The organism is Glutamicibacter sp. (assembly GCF_032154645.1).
Taxonomy (GTDB): domain Bacteria; phylum Actinomycetota; class Actinomycetes; order Actinomycetales; family Micrococcaceae; genus Glutamicibacter.
Genome location: NZ_JALDXV010000001.1, coordinates 187,226 through 205,073, shown reverse-complemented (window position 1 = coordinate 205,073; position 17,848 = coordinate 187,226). Strand labels below are relative to the sequence as shown.

Genomic DNA, 17,848 nt, shown 5'->3' with positions numbered 1-17,848 from the left:
CACCAGATGCGGGGGCCGTATGTCCAGCGATTATTCAGGATTTCATAGTGGATGAGAACCAGATTTCCGTGTCGTTTCAGGGTTCGAATCGGCCGACCCGATAAAGACCCTAAAGGGGTTGCTCCATGCAGCGCAGCGTGCAACCCTCGGTGGCATCAGGTTTCGTGCTTATTGCAAGAGAAAAGGGGCAGACCATGGAGTACTCAAAACACGCCCAGGACAAACTGCAAACGCCTGTGGATGGGACCAAGGAACCGCCAGATCCAGAAGTCGATCCGTCGCGAGTGCCAGACCCGAGCAAGGTCAAGATCCCTGAACAAGATGAGCTGGAGGACGAGAAGGCTGAAAAACAGAGGGAGAAGGACAAAGCGAAAAGAAAAGACCCAGACCATGAAGACACATCGCAATTCAATACCGACTAGGACGATGATGCCTGTGCTTCCGCAGTCCTGATTCAAGTCAAGCGCTCTTCTTCTTAGAGGAGCGCTTTTGCGCGTTGCCCTTTTTCGAATTCGTCCCTTGAGTGGACTTGTTCTGAGCTTTGCCGCGATCCGCAATGCTGCGTTTCAGCGCATCCATCAGGTCCACGACTTCGCCGGGCTCTGTCGAGCTTTCCTTCCCGAAGGTGGCCTCGGTATCGATGCCGTCGCCCTGCTCAATCTTTGCTTCGATGAGCTGGTGCAGCTGCTTTTGGTAGTCATCTTCAAAGTCTTCTGGAGTGAAGTCGCTGCTGTACTGCTCCACCAACGTGGCTGACATCGCAAGTTCTTGTTTACTGATACGCGCAGTTTTCTCGGGAGCCGCGACCCCGGCGTCTCTGACCTCATCGGCCCACATCACCGCCTGTACCACCATGGTTTTAGAACGAACCCTCAGGACCCCAAGCCGTGTTTTCTGACGGAGGGCAAAACGGACTACCGCTACTTTCTCCGTCTGCTGCAGGGTTCTGCGCAGCAGCTCATAAGCCTTCGGTGATTTTGAGTCCGGTTGCAAGTAGTAGCTCTTTTCCAGCATGAGCGGGTCAATCTGCTCTGCTGGCACAAACTGAAGAACCTCGATTTCGCGGCTTTTTCAGCTGGAAGTGAGTCCATATCCGCATCGGTCAGAACGATCGTGCGGTCTGAATCCTGGTAGGCCTTGTCGATATTCTTATAGGCGATCTTTTTGCCGCAGACCTCGCAGCGGCGCTCGTATTTTATTCTCCCGCCGTCTTTGGCATGAACCTGATGCAGCTCAATATCGTGGTCCTCGGTAGCTCCATAGGCCTTGACCGGCACGTTCACTAGTCCAAAGGCAATTGATCCAGTCCATATGGCTCTCATGCCGCCAGTGAAACACCAATTGCCAGATAACAACAGGAACATTTATATTTTCCAGCACCTGCCAAGGCACCCGCGAGAGAAATCGCAAAGCTCTCTAGGAACGGTAGCTTTTCACGGATAGGCAGGGAACATTTGCCACTAACGGCAAAGCGAGGATCCCCATGGCACAGAAAGAACAGAAAGTCACCGTCGCGGGACAGACGTTGAGGGTCAGCAATCTCAACAAGTTAATGTACCCGGAAACTGGAACCACCAAGGGCGAGGTACTCGACTACCTCTTGCACGTCGCCCCTGCGTTGCTTCCTCATGCCGCTTGGCGTCCAGCGACCCGCAAACGGTGGGTCAATGGCGTAGGCACTGCAGAGAATCCGGGCCAAGTGTTTTTCCGCAAAGACCTCGAAGATTCAGCCCCCGAGTGGCTCCCGCGTGCCGAGATTCAACACCAAACGCATACAAATACATATCCGCTGATCAATGACAAAGCAGCGCTTGCTTGGGCCGGGCAGATGGCTGCGTTGGAGATCCATGTCCCGCAGTGGCGGTTGGACGCGTCGTTAAGGGCGCGTAATCCAGATCGGATGGTATTGGATCTTGATCCCGGTCCCGGGGCCGAGCTCAAACAATGCGTGGAAGTTGCGTTCCTCTGCAGGGAGGTCCTTCACGGCATGGATCTGAAGGTTTACCCGGTAACTTCCGGTTCCAAGGGCATCCATCTCTATGCGGCGCTGGATGGCACTTCCACCTCGGACGAGGTCAACGAGGTGGCTAAAGAACTTGCCCGCTCTCTAGAAAAGGAACATCCCGATTTGATCGTGGCAAATATGAAACGCTCCCTACGTGAGGGAAAAGTTCTGGTCGATTGGAGCCAAAACAACGGCTCGAAGACTACCGTTGCTCCGTATTCGCTACGCGGGAAGCTTCATCCGACCGTGGCTGCGCCACGGACGTGGAAAGAGCTGGAAGCTGGCAATCTGGCTCAGCTCGATTATCGAGAGGTCCTCGACCGCCTCGATGAGGGTATCGATCCGCTCGCAGATTTGGCCGCCGGCTATCAGCAGGAGCAAGACAAACTGGCCCTCTACCGTTCCAAACGCGATGCCGCAGCGACCCCGGAACCCGTTCCGAGTGAAGCCGTGTCCGTAAAAGCTGTGGCGAATACAACGAGGGAATCGAGCTTCGTCATCCAGAAACACCATGCCCGGGCCCTACATTGGGATTTCCGACTGGAACATGACGGGGTGCTTGTCTCGTGGGCTGTGCCCAAGGGTCCACCGTTGACCGAAGGGGCGCAACGCTTGGCCGTCAAGACAGAAGATCATCCGCTGTCCTATGCCAACTTTGAGGGCACCATCCCCAAGGGCCAGTACGGCGCCGGAGATGTTGAGATCTGGGACTCGGGACTCTGCGTCATTGAAAAGTGGCGTGATGATCAAGAAGTCATTGCTGTTCTGACCGGAGCATCGGACGGCGGGCTTAAAGGGGCACCACGCCGCTACGTCTTGATCCACGCCCACGGCATGGGTGAGAAGGAGAATTGGCTGCTTCAACTGACCAAGGAGCAGCCGCAGACAACGAAGGCAGTGCGCCCTGACCCAATCACCGAGCCGCCGAAGCCGATGCTTGCCCAGATTGGTACCCGCGAAGATTTGGCTGAGGAGGATGATTGGCAGTTTGAAATGAAGTGGGACGGATATCGTGCGATTGCGATCGTCCACAATGGGCAGGTGTCTTTATACAGCCGCAACGGAAAACATCTGGAAAAGGATTTCCCCGAACTTCAGGAACTTGCTGAGTTAGCCGGCGACGGGTGCATCCTTGATGGAGAGATCATCGCTCTCGACGCCGAGGGACGTCCCAGCTTTTCTCTCCTTCAACAGCGGATCTCCCATGAGCGGAAAAACGCGCGTCGCAACGCCGAGAAGATTCCCCTCCGCTTGATGCTCTTCGACGCTCTCCGGGTGCCGCAGAAAGGCAAGAACGGCAAAGCGCAGAGTGAAAACCTCATGAGTCAGCCCTATCAAACTCGGCGGCAACAGTTGCGTGCTTCAGTTCAGGAAGGAGAACACATCAAAATCCCTGAGTCGTTTTCCGGTTCCCTGAATGAAGCACTGCAGAACAGCCTGGACCTGGGGCTGGAAGGTATCCTCGCGAAAACTGCAGACAGCCGGTATGAGGCGGGACGGCGTTCTGGCAGCTGGATCAAGCTGAAGCACCACCTGCATCAAGAAGTCATCGTCATCGGTTGGCGCAGGGGCAACGGAGAACGCAGCCAGAGCATCGGGTCTCTGCTACTGGCAGTTCCGGAGGCTGGCCAGCTGGAATTCGTTGGCCGCGTCGGAACAGGGTTTTCGGCCCCCGAGCTGTCGGAGATCAGGCATCGGTTGGACAAGATTGAGAGAAAGACTCCAGCGGTGAGTGGGATACCGCCACGGTTCCTGCGAGATGTCCATTGGGTGACTCCGAAATACGTGGCGGAAGTTCAGTACTCAGAACTGACCAACGACCAGAATTTGCGCCACCCGGTATGGCGTGGCTGGCGCGAAGACAAGGAACCAGGCGAAGTCCGGTGGGAACAATCATCTAAGGAGAAGCAATGAAAGCACTCATCAAAATTTTCAGTATGACATTGTCCCTCGTCGCAGGTTGGGTAGGCGCGAAGCTAGTGAGTGAAATCTGGAAGAAAAGCACTGGTGAGACTCCCCCGTCGCTAGGCAACCCCTCGGCTCAGCATGAAGAGGCGCTTGCCAAGGTGTTAACTTTTGCAGCTATTTCAGGCGCGAGTGCGGCAGTAATTCAGGCGCTGACTAAGCGTTGGACCAGGCAGCTTGAGGCGAAGGCAGAGTCCCACTGAGACTGCCCGGGCGTCAAAAAACGCTGGCGAATTTCTGCGCTGCCGGACCCACTTCGCAGTGTGCGGCACTATAGCATGGTGGCCTACTATTGGCTCTTTCCTCAACTGTTCCTTACCTGAAGCTTGCTCTTCGGTCATTCGTTTCGAGGTCATCTTGGAACTCCTCATTCGCGTTCGTAACGTCGAGAGTGCATTCCCGGAGAGACCGGGAACAGTCAAGAAGGGAGCAAGACCATGGCAGACCAAAACAACCCCGGACAGTTTGGCAACCGAACTGACACCGAGGAGCAAGCCCGAAAGGGCGGCGAGGCAAGTACCGGAAGTTTCGGCGAAGAAAACAGCGCCGATCCGAGCAAGGCAGGCAAGAAGGGCGCCGAAGCTCAACCTCACGAGGCCAAAGTACGGGGCGGAGAACACAGCCATCAGAATGACTGACCATCCGCACTCACCACAGGATGCTGGGGCCGCATGGCCCCAGCATCCTTTCCTTTTAATCTGACATCTCCCTGTGCAGGTTGTCTTCTTTCAATCGATCGCTAGCGAACAGCAACAACAAGTCCTAGAATGAAAAGAAAATACCGCTATACGAAAGTTGAAGAAATGTCTGAGTACTCAACCCCATTGACCGTTGGCCAGGAAGCACCAGCTTTCTCACTGAACACCGCCACCAACGAGACCGTCTCCCTGGGCGACTTCGCCGGCAAGAACGTCATCGTGTACTTCTACCCGAAGGCTGCAACCCCAGGCTGCACCACCGAGGCATGCGACTTCCGCGACAACCTGAACTCGCTGCGCGGTGCGGGCTACTCCGTGCTGGGCATCTCCCCGGACAGCCCGGAAGAGATCGCCAAGTTCGCCGAGGACGAGTCGCTGAACTTCCCACTGCTCTCCGACCCAGGCAACCAGGTGGCCAAGGCCTACGGCTCCTTCGGTGAGAAGACCATTGGCGAAAAGACCATCGTGGGCACCCTGCGTTCCACCGCTGTCATCGGCACCGACGGCAAGATCAGCCACGTCGAGTACGGCGTTGACGCACAGGGCCACGTTGCCCGCCTGCGCGAAACCCTCGGAGTCTAATCTAGACTCAACATCAAGCCGGTGTGCTTCCGATCTTTTTCGGAGGCCCACCGGCGTTCATGCATTAAGCGCCAGGTTCTAGGCCCTCGGATCCACAATGATCTTCACGTGGTGTTCATTGTTGTTGATCAGCTGCTCGAATCCCTCGGTGACCAGCTGATCCAAGCCAATGCGTCCGGTGATGAACTTGGACAGGTCGATCTTTCCGCTCTGCACCAGTGCGATGGTGTCCGGATGGTCCGAGGCGTAGCCGATGGTGCCGCGCAGATCGATTTCCTTGAGCACCAGCTTTGGCATATCCACCTGCGGCTTGTGGCCCCAGATCGAGACGTTGACGATGGTCCCGGCGGGGCGCACCGCATCAAGCAGCATGTCCAGCACCACCGGCACCGAGGAGCATTCAAAGCCGACATCGGCGCCGCGACCTCCGGTCAGCTCTCGGACCTGCTGCGCAACATCGCCTTCGCGCGGATCGAAGACCTGGTCCGCCACCCCGGTTTCCCTGGCCTTGGCCTTGCGGGCCTCGGAAAGTTCGGAGATGTAGACGGTCAGTCCCTTGGCCTTGAGCACCGCTGCGGTGAGCAGGCCGATGGGACCCGCACCGCCGACGATCGCCACCTGGCCCGCCTTGGCATCGGAGCGCACAAACGCATGGTGGGCCACCGAGAGAGGTTCGATCAGCGCCGCCTGATCCAGCGGGATCTGACCAATGGGGTGGACCCAGCGGCGCTGGACAACGATCTTCTCCGAGAGCCCGCCGCCGCGTCCACCCAGGCCGATGAAGTTCATGTCCTTCGACAGGTGATAGGGCTGGCCCTCGCTGGTGTCGACGTCGTCGGCGATGATGTACGGTTCGACGACAACGCGCTCGCCAACGCTCAGGTCCGTGACGCCCTCGCCCAGCGCGGTGATGGTGCCGGAGAATTCGTGCCCCAGGGTCACCGGCGCACTTTCGCCGGAGATCGGGTGAGGGTGCCCCGCCGGCGGCACGAAGATCGGGCCTTCGAGGTACTCGTGCAAATCGGTGCCGCAGATGCCGCACCAGGCGACGTCGATGGCCACGGCGCCCGGCTGCAGGACCGGTTCATCGATATCCTCGATGCGGATGTCTTTTTGGTCGTAAAAACGTGCTGCTCGCATGATCGCTCCTGACGTGTTCCACCCCGGCAGCCACGCTGAACTGCCCGTATGTACTCCACGCTACGCACTTGCCGATAAGTCGAACAGGGTTTGATCGCTAGTACACGGGCTTGGCCCCGGTGGCCTCGACCACTGTTCCAGTGACGTAACGCGCTTGGTCCGAGGCGAGGAACAGCATCACGTCAATGATCTCCTCGGGAGACGCTATACGTCCAAGTGGGACCGTGGCATCCAGTTCCCGAATGGCGCTCTCGGCATCAAGCCCGCGGTGTTCAAATCCACTGCGCAGCATTGGCGTATCGACCTCATTGGGGCACACCGCATTCACCCTGATGCCCTGCGCCGCATGGTCGCGGCCCATGCATTTGGTCATCGTGATCAGTGCGCCCTTGGCGGTGCAGTAGGCAAGGTGCCCCGGGCCTGGATACAAGCCCCAAGCAGAGGCCGTGTTCACGATTGCTCCGCCGCCGTTTTCGCTCATTGGCGCCAGCACCGCCCGCGAAAACCTGAAGGCAGCGGTGAGGTTGACCTCCAACGCTTCGTCCCACATCTGATCGGTAGTCTGTTCCGCAGTGCCGCGCGGGATACTTCCAGCGTTGTTGAAGAGCAGGTCGACTCCCCCAAAATGAAGTACCGCGTGGTCCACTAGATCTTGGCAGTATTTGGCGTCGGTAATGTCGCCGGACAGCGCCCTCAGTTGATGACCAATGCGCTGTTCCAATTGGGCGCCTTGGTCAGCATTGCGGCCGGCCGCCACTACATTGGCTCCCGCCGTGATGAGGCGGCTGACCAGTTCCTTGCCAATGCCTCCGGTGGCACCGGTGACAATGGCGGTTTTCCCTTGAAAAGTCATTCTTTCTCCTTTACGATCATCTGCTCCGGCCGCAAAGGAGAATGACTCCTAGCGTGTGGCCGGCAGGGTATCGGTCAATGACACAATTCGCTGGCGAACGCGCTGGGCGCCGTCGAGCAGCTCATTGATTTTCTGCGTTTCAATTTTGTCCGTGCCGATTCGATGGCGCGGAGCGATATATGCGAGGGAAGCCACCAGATCTCCGCCAGCACCGCGTAGCGGTACCGCAACCGAGATGATTCCTTCTTCCAACTCATCAACCGTGCTGGCCCACCCCTGATCTCGCACTGCTTCCAGCTCTGCCTCTAGGCCTTTCCATGTGGTGATGGTGACGGGCGTCAGCTTTTCCAACTTGTTGCCGGTGGCCACGCGGATCTCGTCGCGGTCCAGTTCTGCCAGGAGCAACTTTCCGGTGGCGGAAGCATGCAACGGCCAGCGCATGCCCTTCATGTCAGACATCGTCACACCGATTGAGCGTGGCGCCGCCTGCTGAACCAGGTCCAAATCGTACTTTCCTCGGCGCACGCTCAAGGTCACCGTTTCATTCATCGCATCTGCGATTTCCTCTACGACATCGCTGACCCGGGAAACCAGCCCCGCAGTCGGGTCTACGTCTTGTGCGATACGCGCCAGATCCCAGCCGAGGAAATACATGGTGTCCTGGCGATCGACGAACCCCTCTTCCTCTAGAGTGAGAAGCAGGCGGAATACCGTGGCCCGCGGCAGCTGGACTCGTTTGGCAATCTCGGTCACCGTCTGCCCGGATCCCTTGACAGCCAGTGCGCGCAGCACAGAAATAGCTCGGGATACAGAACGGTTGGCAGAAACTCCGCCGGAAGTTTTTTCGGTCGTCTCGCCCATATCAGGGTCACAGCCTTTCAGGTCGCTTACTACCAGCCTAGCCGTTTGACCGCACAGTGAACATTCCGCCCGTTGTCACCGCGGTTATTTTGACATCCCTAATTCCTCAACAAGCCCGTAATTACGACCTTAAACGAGCGCCCTGTGCATGACCGCTGCTCAACGGAAGCAAACGGATCCCGTCTAGCTTATGAATGAGCTTTCGATCGGCCTGGCCGCGCCGCCTGATCCACAGGAAGCGACCTTCTGCATCGAGATCATCAACCACCGCGTGAAATCGTGCACCAGTCCGGGTATGTACCGAGACTAGATCGCCAGAGCGCAGTTCTTCCCACTTTTGCACCACCGCAGCATTTTTCACAGCCTATTCCTTCTTTAACTTCATGTGGACATTACGCGGATGCTCCTCAACCACCGAGAATTTGCCGTGCCCCATTGGAAATCAATGCACTATCGGTGCTTACGGGCATGAATCTGAAGCCAAGCTCAATCATCTTGCCGGCCAAATTTATTTCACCGGCATAGAGCCCCGGAACTACTCCAGCAGCTGCCGCACGTTGGGCGATCTCACGCAGCACATACTGCTTGTCGCCCGTGGTCAGTTGCTCCATACTCCACCCGCAACTGAGCGCTAGATCGTACGGACCGACGAATATTGCGTCCGGTTTAGCTGCGAGGATTTCATCTAGATTCTCCATTCCCAGCTTGGTTTCAATCATGAGAGCTACCAATGGGTCGCTCTCAGCCACTCCGGGCTCCTCCATTGGATAGCGCGGTATCAATCGCGTTGGCCCAAAGCTGCGCTTGCCTCGCGGAGCAAAACGACAAGTTTCAACAATGGTTTTGGCTTGTTGTGCAGTTTCAACGGTAGGCACAATTACAATACGCGCGCCTGCATCAATGGCTCGTCCAATATGTCCAACCTCGTGGCTTGGAACGCGCACACCAGCTGGAACTCCATATAAATGCGCCGCTTCGAATAGCGCCCGGTAGTCCGCCAGTTCAGCATGACCATGTTGTCCGTCGACGCAGATCCAGTCAAAGGATTCCGCTGCCGCGGTCTCCACAATGGCTGCGTCTCGGTAGATCACCCACAGCCCTAGCATCGGAACATCGTCGCTGAATCTCATTACTGGCAGCTGCTGGTTGCTAGTACGTGCACTGGTACCGTGAATTTTCATATTCCACCTTCTTCGCCACGCCCAACAACTATCGTTGGCCGGGTCACACTAAAGAATACTCTTTCGATCACTTAGTAATCAATATGTTCATAGAATGAATACAAAAAGAGTGCCGTGCAATGAACCGAATACCAATTCAACGCACAGCACCCTTCCATGCCTAAGACCAAAGCTACCCTCGGGTAACCAGCATCATTGTGGAGGTATCCAGATGCTCATTGGAATCCTGGCCACTGGCAAGCGCCCCGGCTTCTTCCATGCTTCGAACCACCGGCACTGATCCGAGTAGAGGACGAGAGGCGGTTTCACGCAATTTGAAGGTCACCAAAAGAGCCACCGCCGAGAAGAACATAATGTAGTAGGCTGGCGCGAAATGATTTCCTGTAACATTCACCAGAATCTGGCTCACCAACGGAGTTGTACCACCGAAAATCGAGATCGCCAGATTGTGGGTTACGCCCACTCCCCCGTAGCGGGATGCCGTAGGGAATAGCTCAGACATCACCGAACCGGTCAACGCGAGGAAAAACGCGCTGGGCACCATCACCATGGCCAATGAAAGGTAGAGCGACCACAACTCGCCCACATGCATCAACGAGAATGCTGGAATCAGCAGGATCAAGTTACCAATGGTGGCCATGAAATAGATCGGGCGTCGACCGATTTTATCGGACCAAACAGCAACGACAGGAATGAGGATCGCCTGAAGGACAAGCACCGCTACAGCCGCAATGGCCGTATGAACCGCCGGTGAACCAACCTCGGCCTCAAGATACGTTGGCATATAGCTGGTGAGCATATATGAAGAGGTTCCGTCCGCAGCAATCAACGCGCATCCGATCAGAATCTGCGGCCAGTAGAAACGGAAAATATTAGGCAGATTGTGTCGAACAAAGATCGGGTTCACATTATCGGCATCGGATAGTTCTTGAGCCGCTTCAAAACTCGGAGATTCAGGAATTCGATGGCGAAGCATGATGGCAATAATGCCCAGCGGCAACGCGACCAGGAACGGAATTCGCCAACCACCGTCAAGCATGGCATTCTCGCCCCATGCCGAGGTTGTAAGCATCGTCGTCACCGCTACCACTGCTGCGCCGGCAGCGAATCCCAGCATGGATCCGGAGTTCAGCAGGGCGGTCATGAAACCACGACGATTGTCCGGAGAGAATTCAGCCACGTACGTCGCGGCGCCGGAGTACTCTCCACCCGTAGAGAAGCCCTGCATCATCTTCAGCAGATACAACGGAATAATGACCCAGAGCCCAACCTGGCTCGCTGTAGGCAGCAACCCAATCAGCGTTGTTGCCGCGGCCATCAACGCAATCGTAAAGAACATCACCTTCCGTCGACCGATCTTGTCTCCAATCGGCCCAAGAATCATGCCTCCGAGCGGGCGAACCACAAATGACACGGCAAAACCCAGCAGCGTGACCAGCAAGCCCATGCTTTGATCCATGCCTGCGGTGAATACCGAGGTCATAGTCACCGCCAAGTAACCATAGACGCCGATGTCATACCACTCGATAAAGTTGCCAATGCCAGCACCAATCTGCGCTCGGCGCAGCTCAACCTTATCTACGACAATGCAATCATCGGCACGCAGCCGTCGAGTGGTTTTTGGCAACGCTGGGCGCTGCGCCTTCGATGTTTCGCTCACCGTGTTCTCTTTCCTGCCGGGAATAGTAGGGGCCCCATTAGCCCTGATGGGTGCTTGAATCTTTCACTGACCGAGATCCGAAACACCACCTCAAGCGTTCAACTAATGATCACTTGATTTATCTAGTGAACATTAATACCCGGTGATTTACAACACGTTTTCAAAAAATTTCTAGTTGTCCCTACGTCCCGCACAGAAATTCCGGAACCCGCTTCCCTCGAGGATTCGGTGTTGACATGGAAGGAGTTGAAGAGTCGGATTATCTCGAAGGCTCATGGAAGCTTTTTCTTCGGCATCCGTCGATGCAAACCTTGAATTGCTTTCGACGCCACCTAGCGTGAAGTGCAGATCAGCTGGTAGCGTGGCTGTATTCAGCGTTCACACAGTGATTAATGCGTCCGCTGAATAACCCCATCCCTTCGCACCTCTGATCCGCGGGGCACCACCATGATCTGCTTCAGCTGCTTTGATGACACCCGCCGTTATGCCACGGCCACGGCTCATCAAACTGCACCCATAGAGACGCTTGCAGCCTTTCTTACCAGCAGTTTCAGCGCCAGGGCAGGGCGAACGCCCGGCACGTCGTTAACGCTCACGCGTTAGCGACGGCCGTTCTCATCCATCACACCGCCCGAGAATTCTAGGGCGGCATTGAACCTGACTCACTTTGAGCACAGGTCAACTTTTCTGGCGACCTCAATCGTCATTCCCTTGAACCCGCTTCCTTGATTGAGAAGGTGAAGTGAACACCACCCTGCTCCGTAAGCGCAAGCCCCTGAGCGCTTACCCAACACTGAATCTCACCGGCTCCGGCGTCGCGTTGATCGCGGTATGTTATGGGCTCGCCCGTTTCGGCTTTGGATTTTTTACCCCAGTTTTCCGAACCGAGTTCAGCTTGTCGCCGTCAACCGTTGGCATCTTCGCCTCAGCCTCATATATTGCTTATTGCGTAGCGATCATCATGGCAACTTTGCTGACGGCTACCCTCGGTGCCCGCAATCTAATCATTGCCTCTGGGATTCTTGCCGCAGCTTCCATGACCGGCATTGCGGTGGCCCCGAATGCCACCGTCCTTGGAATCGCAGTGGGAGCCACGGGGTTGTGCACAGGGCTGGTGTCACCGCCCCTGGCCACGGTTGTTGCTGAAAGCGTGGCACAGAAGTATCAGAATCGTGTGCAGACCGTGGTGAACTCTGGCTCGGGTGTCGGCGTGGTTATTAGCGTTCCGATCGCTTTGATGGCTGCTAGCCAGTGGCGCATTGCCTGGCTGCTATTTGCAGTTCTGGCAGTGGGAGCCACGATTTGGATCTCCCTTAGCGCTCCGAAGCGCACACCGAACTCGGCGCCGCCGTTTCAGATCGAACGTCGATCGTTCAAGGCGCGATGGCTTCCCCGACCGTTATTCCCTAGTGGAAGCGCGCGGCTACTTATTGCTTCTGCGTTGCTCGGCGCAAGCTCCACAGCAATGTTAACCTTCGGTAGAGAATTTCTGGTTACCATCGGCGAGCACTCAGCGAATGTCACGACTGCAGCCTGGGTGCTACTAGGCGCAACAGGTTTGGTTGGGGCCGCTGCAGGTAGCCTCACTTCTCACTTTGGGCTCATGACCTGCTGGTTGTTTGGGAGCTTGAGCGTCAGCGCAGCGTCCGTCATGTTAGTTCTCGCCCCACACAGCGCTATCCTAGGGTTGCTATCCATGGCGTTGTTTGGTGCCGCATACACCACAGCTGCAGGCTTTCTGTTGATTTGGTCGACTCAGGTCTATTACCGGTCTCAATCAGTAGGAGTCGGCATGGCGTTCCTAGTGATCGCCTTGGGACAAGCAGCAGCTACCCCCGCTCTCGGGTTGCTCATGGATCACTATGGGGCCGCAATGCCGTTCTATGTTGCAGCGGGGTTCAGCTTGGCAGCTTGTGCAATCAAACCACGTTTCTCTGTCACACCGATCACTATGCTGATGGAGATCATCCCACTTCCACCGGCGCCCTCCCACAAAAGTACGGAACAGGCTCCATGTTTCACCGAGTGATCCTCGTTCGAGGCCCTTCACTTCAATCCGAGCGGGTTCGAAAACAATGTATTTTAGTTGATTTTGTAGAATCCTCCGCCTAAGAATCTGCATTTAGCGCAAGGGCATAGGAACATCGGTGAAGCCGTGAACTCGCACGAGCTCACGGCTTCACCGATGTTCCTACTGATCATAAATTACTGGCACCCACCTTGTAGCTGCTTAATGGCTACCAAATATCGCCGATGGTGAAGCCCTCAGGGAAAGGATCCGTTGAATCCAATACATACTTGCTAAAGCCTGAAATCCAACACTGACCGCCGATAGTGGGAACAATCGCCTTCCTGCCGTGCAGCACGACTTCGTCTACAACCTTGCCAGTGAAGCGAATTCCCATGAGTCCTTCGTTAATCAGGGAGTCTCCGACTTTCAGGTTTCCCTTTTCATATTCCACCGCCATGATGGCGCAGGTTCCGGTACCGCAACATCCCCGGTCTAAAGCCCCTGTCCATGTTTCAGGCCTGTCGAATTCCACCTCTCCGGAAAGCATCACGTTTGAGGTTCGGATATCCACGCCCGTTGTCGGCGATGGTTCTCGCATGATCGATAGGGTAATTCCGATCCCTGGATAGTCAGGGTGGCTTACAGGCAGTTGTTCCTGAGCGGCCTTGGTCACCAATGCGGAAATCCTAATGATCTCTTTGCCGCGATCCGGAGCCAATTCCAAATCCTTGAACTGCGTGGCGTCAATAATCACGTAGAACATGCCTCCACATGCGACATCGACTGTGACTGGCCCAAGGTGAGGGACATCAATAACTTCGTCGATATACACAGGAAAAGATGGAACATTTTGAAAAGTTACCTGTGTGGCTTTTCCATTCTTACACTCGGCGGTAATCGGAATCAGACCAGCGGGGGCTTCAAGGTTGAAAGCGGTTACCGGTTCCTGCATTCTCACCATTCCCGTTTCCAGCAGGGCAGTTGCCACGGCCAGCACGTTGCCACCACTCATTACCGGATATTCAACTTGCTCCATGATGATGAACCCCGCCTCGGCACGCGGGTCTTTTGCTGGAACGATGAGATTGGCACATAACGCGGGCACTCCCCGCGGCTCGCACAGCATCAACTTTCGTAGCTGGTCATCGTTGGCTTCCATCCAACGTGCCATTTCATATACCGAGTCGCCAGGTATGGTCGGTACTCCGCTGGTAATCACTCGCAATGGAGCACCCTCATGGACCTCCACGGCATCAAACATTCTTCTATATGCCATCTTTGTTTCTCTCCGTGTCTATTTCACCGCAGCGGCTGCCATTATCAGTTAACGGCCGGCGGTACGAGAACGAGCTTGCCCATATTCGATTTCGACAGGAAGTCCTCCTGCGCTTGAGCTATTTGTTCCAGAGGGTAGACCTTGGCGACATATGGTCGAATTTCATTGCGTTCCACGTAGCCGATCAGGTTTTCGAAGATGTGGTCATCCTGAAAAGTGCAGCCCAAAACACGTAGATCATTCAGGTAAATAGTGCGCAGGTCCACCTGTGTGCTCGGCCCCCCAATGGCTCCCGCAATCGCGTAACGGCCGCCTTTGCGCAGCGCCGACAACCGCTCATTTACACCGTCGCCACATACGACGTCCAGCACTACATGCACCGGTTCCGCCAAGTCCTTGGACAAGTCAGCCGTCCGGTCTAGTACCTCGTCAGCCCCTTGCTGCAGAACAGTCTGAGCCTTCGATGCGCCGCTCAAGGCGATCACGTAGGCTCCACGACGTTTAGCAAGTTGCACCGCAGCCAAACCCACGCCCCCGGAAGCGCCAGTGATCAGCACTCGTTCTTCAGCTTCTACACCGGCGCGGTCAAGCATGAGTTCCGCCGTTGAGTACGCACAAGGTACTGCAGCAAGCTCCTCGTCGCTCCAATCGCTGTTTACTGCATAGGTCTCACGTGACGGAGCAACCGCATATTGAGCGAAACCGCCATTGCATTCGCTGCCAAACGTCCAGCACTCCCAGGGGCGGTAATCCACATAACTACGCAGCATATTGCGAACCAGCACCCGCTCACCAATACGTGACTCGTCCACGCCCTCCCCCACGGCAACGATCCGACCGCAGACATCTGCCCCCTGAATCAACGGAAACTTTAGCGACGCTCCGGACCAGCTGGCATCCTCTTCATCGGTATCCTCGAATCCGCTTGCTCCTCCACGTTCAGTAGCTACGGAAATCTGCTTTGAATACCATCCGATGCGCGTGTTCACATCAGTGTTATTGACGGCCGAGGCCTTGACGTTAATTAACACTTCGCCGGCCTGTGGGTGAGGCACCGCAACGTCGGTCCGGTAATCAAGCTTGTCGATGCCGCCGTGTCCGGTCAAAAGCACCGCCGCCATTGTCTGGATTTCAGTCATTCATAAGCCCTTTCTCATAGAACATTTCCCGGCAGCCTCTTTTGGGGTGCTTCAGGAAGAAGAGATTCACTTTCGTTCAAAAATTGAACGCATGCGTTTAAAAGTTGAACGCTGTAAGCTAATCTAGAATTCAAACGAGGGCGGGTCAAGACCTAGCCAATAACGAGCAGAAATGTTTCTCGACGGTCAATGTGAAAAAATGACTGAAACATCAGGAAGGTCTGCCAACGATGAGTGAAGCCCCCGCCAGCGAGCCGAATAATCTCGCGAATAAGTCGGTGTTGAAGGCGCTGGGAATACTTTCAGCGCTAGGCAGGTTCCCCAACGGCGCTACCGCAACGGATCTTGCCGAAGCTACAGGGAACTCGCGCCCCACAGTATTTCGCATGTTGCTCAGCCTCGAAGCAGCGTCCTATGTTGAACGGACTGACGCAACCTACCATTTGGGTTGGGAACTTCTACGGCTCAGTCGCCTGCCACATTTGGATCAAGGCTTGGCAATGAAGGTCAAGCCGATCTTGGATAAGTACGCCCAAGTCGTCAACGAAACCGTCAATTTCGCGCTGTCTGGACCAGGCGGATCTTTTGACATCGTCGCTGAGGGTACAGCACGAAGGATACTCACTATCGAAGAACAGCTGGTCGGCAAACCCTTTCCTCCGCACGCAAGTAGCTCAGGAAAGCTCTTGCTCAGCGAACTGTCGAAGGAGCAAGTCCTCCATTTACTGCCGGAGAAACTTGAAAAGTTCACCGCCCACACCATCACGTCACAAGATGTGCTGCTCCGAGAACTCGCACAGATTAGAACTCAAGGGTTCGCCGTACTCGATGGTGAATTAGAAATTGGACTCTACTCACTGAGCGTTCCGGTTCGTGATGCCGAGGAAAAAATCATCGGAGCCATTGCTTCCTATGGCCCCTCTGAACGAATGAAAATGCAAGGCGAGCAAGCCATTTCAGGGCACCTCATTAAGGCGGCCGCAGAAATCGGTCGCATTCTCGGACCGAGGAACTCCGAGGCCTGAAGCCTCGCCAACTCGGCGCAGACAGACAGCTGCCCGGCAACCAAAAGGCTACCGGACAGCTATCGTATTAGGCAATGTATTAGCTTGCGAGCTCGTCAGCTACTTCCCTGGCGACGCGTAGACCGCTCTCGATAGCACCGTCGAAGAATCCAGCCCAGAGATTGGCAATGTCAGCACCGGCAAGATGCAGGTTACCTTCTGGACGCTGCAGCTCTGCCTGGCTCTGCGAGTAGGCACCTGGTCGATGGATCAGCCACGTCTCTTTGGCGTAGGGGTCCGCGTTCCAATCATGAGCGGCAATCTCAAGTACCTCAAGATCATCACGCCATACGTTCAGCGCCTTGGATACCTGCTCAATGCTGGTGACGTCGATACGCGAGGCATCGGCGCCAAAGGATACGAGAACAGCGTCGTCCTCACCGACAAACTCCGTGCGCACCACCGAAAGCGGGTGATCCTTGGTGGAGTAGGCAAAAAAAGGCTTAATGGGACCCTTGACACGGATCCACAACTTCACACCTTGAGAAGCAGTTCCGGCTTGGCTGGCCTCTCGCTTGGTCTCCGAAAGCGCCGGAGTGATATCCAATTCATGCAGGATATTCAACGGAGCCGTCAGAATAACCTTTCTCGCTCGCAGCGTCGAACCATCTGCCAACGAGACGGTGGCGCCCTGCGCGTCATGGGCAATTGCCGTCACCGGGGAATTGAGCCGAATTTCACCCTTGACGTCTGCGGCAATGGACTTCACCAGCTGGTCGTTGCCATCCTTAAGGCGGTACACCGAGCTTGCCTCGTGCATGACCTTCCAGGCACCGGACGTTGCAGCGGTCCAGCGTATTGCCGCGCTGAATCCAACCTGGTCCAACGGTCCGTTGCAGTGACCTACCCAAGCCGCTTCATTGGCCTGACGTTCATCATCACTAAGATCCAATGCGTCTAGCGCCTGTTGCAAGGTCAATTGATCGGCGGACGCAAATTCTTCCCCGTCGGCAACAAGGTCCGGACGAGGCAGCAACTTGCCTGCATCTCCTACCAATGCCTCCATCCCCGGGTCGATCAATTCCATGAACCCCGGCAGATCACCCTTCTGCAGCTCCCCGTTGGCAAACCAGAAGGTTTCTTCTGCTCGGGCCAGTCGGTCTGCCTCTAGGCCATAGCGGGTAACTTCAGCCCACACATGTGGCTGCGTCCAGTGCATCCAGTTGCCGCCGAGTTCAAGGTGCTTGCCGAATCGCTGTTCGGTAAAGAGTCGACCGCCCAGGCGGTCGCGGGCTTCTAAGACGATCGTTTCGATGCCGCGTGCGCCCAATTCGCGGGCCGCGGTAGCTCCAGCCAGTCCCGCTCCGATCACAATGACATCGGTATCGTAGTTTTCGCTCATGCCAAGCTTCCTTCTATTCAATGAATTCTCTTGAAAACGACAATAGGAAAGATCGCAACAATAATCCTTTG

Annotated in this window: 16 protein-coding genes and 2 pseudogenes; 8 read left to right on the top strand and 10 right to left on the bottom strand. The window is 55.8% G+C overall.

Features of this window, described 5'->3' with window-relative positions:
- Positions 1 to 125 precede the first annotated feature (125 nt).
- A complete protein-coding gene (locus RUH64_RS00915) occupies positions 126 to 422 on the top strand; it encodes a hypothetical protein (protein WP_313810608.1) in 297 nt (98 codons plus the stop codon).
- A gap of 37 nt (positions 423 to 459) precedes the next feature.
- Here RUH64_RS00915 and RUH64_RS00910 read toward each other — a convergent pair.
- Positions 460 to 1,322, bottom strand: a pseudogene (locus RUH64_RS00910) (Ku protein).
- A 161-nt stretch (positions 1,323 to 1,483) separates the two neighbouring features.
- Here RUH64_RS00910 and RUH64_RS00900 point away from each other — a divergent pair.
- The 4 genes from RUH64_RS00900 (at position 1,484) to bcp (ending at position 5,250) form a co-directional block, all read left to right on the top strand.
- On the top strand, positions 1,484 to 3,919 hold the full coding sequence (locus RUH64_RS00900) for an ATP-dependent DNA ligase (protein ID WP_313810606.1): 2,436 nt from the start codon (positions 1,484 to 1,486) through the stop codon (positions 3,917 to 3,919).
- Complete coding sequence (locus RUH64_RS00895; protein ID WP_313810604.1) at positions 3,916 to 4,173, top strand: DUF4235 domain-containing protein; 258 nt, start codon at positions 3,916 to 3,918, stop codon at positions 4,171 to 4,173. Before RUH64_RS00900 ends, RUH64_RS00895 begins: the two co-directional genes overlap by 4 nt.
- 234 nt (positions 4,174 to 4,407) lie before the next feature.
- Entirely contained in the window at positions 4,408 to 4,608 is a 201-nt protein-coding gene (locus tag RUH64_RS00890) for a stress protein (RefSeq protein WP_313810602.1), read from the top strand.
- A 165-nt stretch (positions 4,609 to 4,773) separates the two neighbouring features.
- The gene (bcp, locus tag RUH64_RS00885; protein ID WP_313810600.1) at positions 4,774 to 5,250 is read left to right on the top strand and encodes a thioredoxin-dependent thiol peroxidase; all 477 of its coding nucleotides are present in this window, start codon (positions 4,774 to 4,776) and stop codon (positions 5,248 to 5,250) included.
- 78 nt (positions 5,251 to 5,328) lie between these two features.
- Here the strand turns inward: bcp and RUH64_RS00880 are convergent, their stop codons facing one another.
- The 6 genes from RUH64_RS00880 to RUH64_RS00855 form a co-directional block, all read right to left on the bottom strand.
- The gene (locus RUH64_RS00880; RefSeq protein WP_313810599.1) at positions 5,329 to 6,390 is read right to left on the bottom strand and encodes a 2,3-butanediol dehydrogenase; all 1,062 of its coding nucleotides are present in this window, start codon (positions 6,388 to 6,390) and stop codon (positions 5,329 to 5,331) included.
- Between the two features lie 97 nt (positions 6,391 to 6,487).
- Complete coding sequence (locus RUH64_RS00875) at positions 6,488 to 7,243, bottom strand: SDR family oxidoreductase (RefSeq protein ID WP_313810598.1); 756 nt, start codon at positions 7,241 to 7,243, stop codon at positions 6,488 to 6,490.
- Between the two features lie 48 nt (positions 7,244 to 7,291).
- On the bottom strand, positions 7,292 to 8,104 hold the full coding sequence (locus tag RUH64_RS00870; RefSeq protein WP_313810597.1) for an IclR family transcriptional regulator: 813 nt from the start codon (positions 8,102 to 8,104) through the stop codon (positions 7,292 to 7,294).
- Positions 8,105 to 8,225: 121 nt separating this feature from the next.
- A complete protein-coding gene (locus RUH64_RS00865; RefSeq protein WP_313810595.1) occupies positions 8,226 to 8,465 on the bottom strand; it encodes a hypothetical protein in 240 nt (79 codons plus the stop codon).
- Between the two features lie 46 nt (positions 8,466 to 8,511).
- The gene (locus tag RUH64_RS00860) at positions 8,512 to 9,285 is read right to left on the bottom strand and encodes an aldolase/citrate lyase family protein (RefSeq protein WP_313810593.1); all 774 of its coding nucleotides are present in this window, start codon (positions 9,283 to 9,285) and stop codon (positions 8,512 to 8,514) included.
- Positions 9,286 to 9,457: 172 nt separating this feature from the next.
- Positions 9,458 to 10,945, bottom strand: a complete 1,488-nt coding sequence (locus tag RUH64_RS00855; RefSeq protein ID WP_313810592.1) for an MFS transporter — start codon at positions 10,943 to 10,945, stop codon at positions 9,458 to 9,460.
- 742 nt (positions 10,946 to 11,687) lie between these two features.
- Here RUH64_RS00855 and RUH64_RS00850 point away from each other — a divergent pair.
- Positions 11,688 to 12,974, top strand: coding sequence for an MFS transporter (locus RUH64_RS00850; RefSeq protein ID WP_313810591.1), 1,287 nt, complete (start codon positions 11,688 to 11,690; stop codon positions 12,972 to 12,974).
- 208 nt (positions 12,975 to 13,182) lie between these two features.
- Here the strand turns inward: RUH64_RS00850 and RUH64_RS00845 are convergent, their stop codons facing one another.
- Both RUH64_RS00845 and RUH64_RS00840 read right to left on the bottom strand, forming a co-directional pair.
- Entirely contained in the window at positions 13,183 to 14,217 is a 1,035-nt protein-coding gene (locus RUH64_RS00845; RefSeq protein WP_313810589.1) for a proline racemase family protein, read from the bottom strand.
- Positions 14,218 to 14,276: 59 nt separating this feature from the next.
- Positions 14,277 to 15,371, bottom strand: a complete 1,095-nt coding sequence (locus RUH64_RS00840) for an alcohol dehydrogenase family protein (RefSeq protein WP_313810588.1) — start codon at positions 15,369 to 15,371, stop codon at positions 14,277 to 14,279.
- 230 nt (positions 15,372 to 15,601) lie between these two features.
- Between RUH64_RS00840 and RUH64_RS16865 the strand changes: the two are divergent.
- Together RUH64_RS16865 and RUH64_RS00835 are read left to right on the top strand one after the other, a co-directional pair.
- Positions 15,602 to 15,790: pseudogene (locus RUH64_RS16865) on the top strand (helix-turn-helix domain-containing protein); the annotation flags it as partial.
- A gap of 81 nt (positions 15,791 to 15,871) precedes the next feature.
- Complete coding sequence (locus tag RUH64_RS00835) at positions 15,872 to 16,396, top strand: IclR family transcriptional regulator C-terminal domain-containing protein (protein WP_313810587.1); 525 nt, start codon at positions 15,872 to 15,874, stop codon at positions 16,394 to 16,396.
- Positions 16,397 to 16,475: 79 nt separating this feature from the next.
- On the opposite strand, the gene RUH64_RS00830 is transcribed toward RUH64_RS00835, so the two are convergent.
- Entirely contained in the window at positions 16,476 to 17,777 is a 1,302-nt protein-coding gene (locus tag RUH64_RS00830; RefSeq protein ID WP_313810586.1) for an NAD(P)/FAD-dependent oxidoreductase, read from the bottom strand.
- Positions 17,778 to 17,848: the final 71 nt, after the last annotated feature.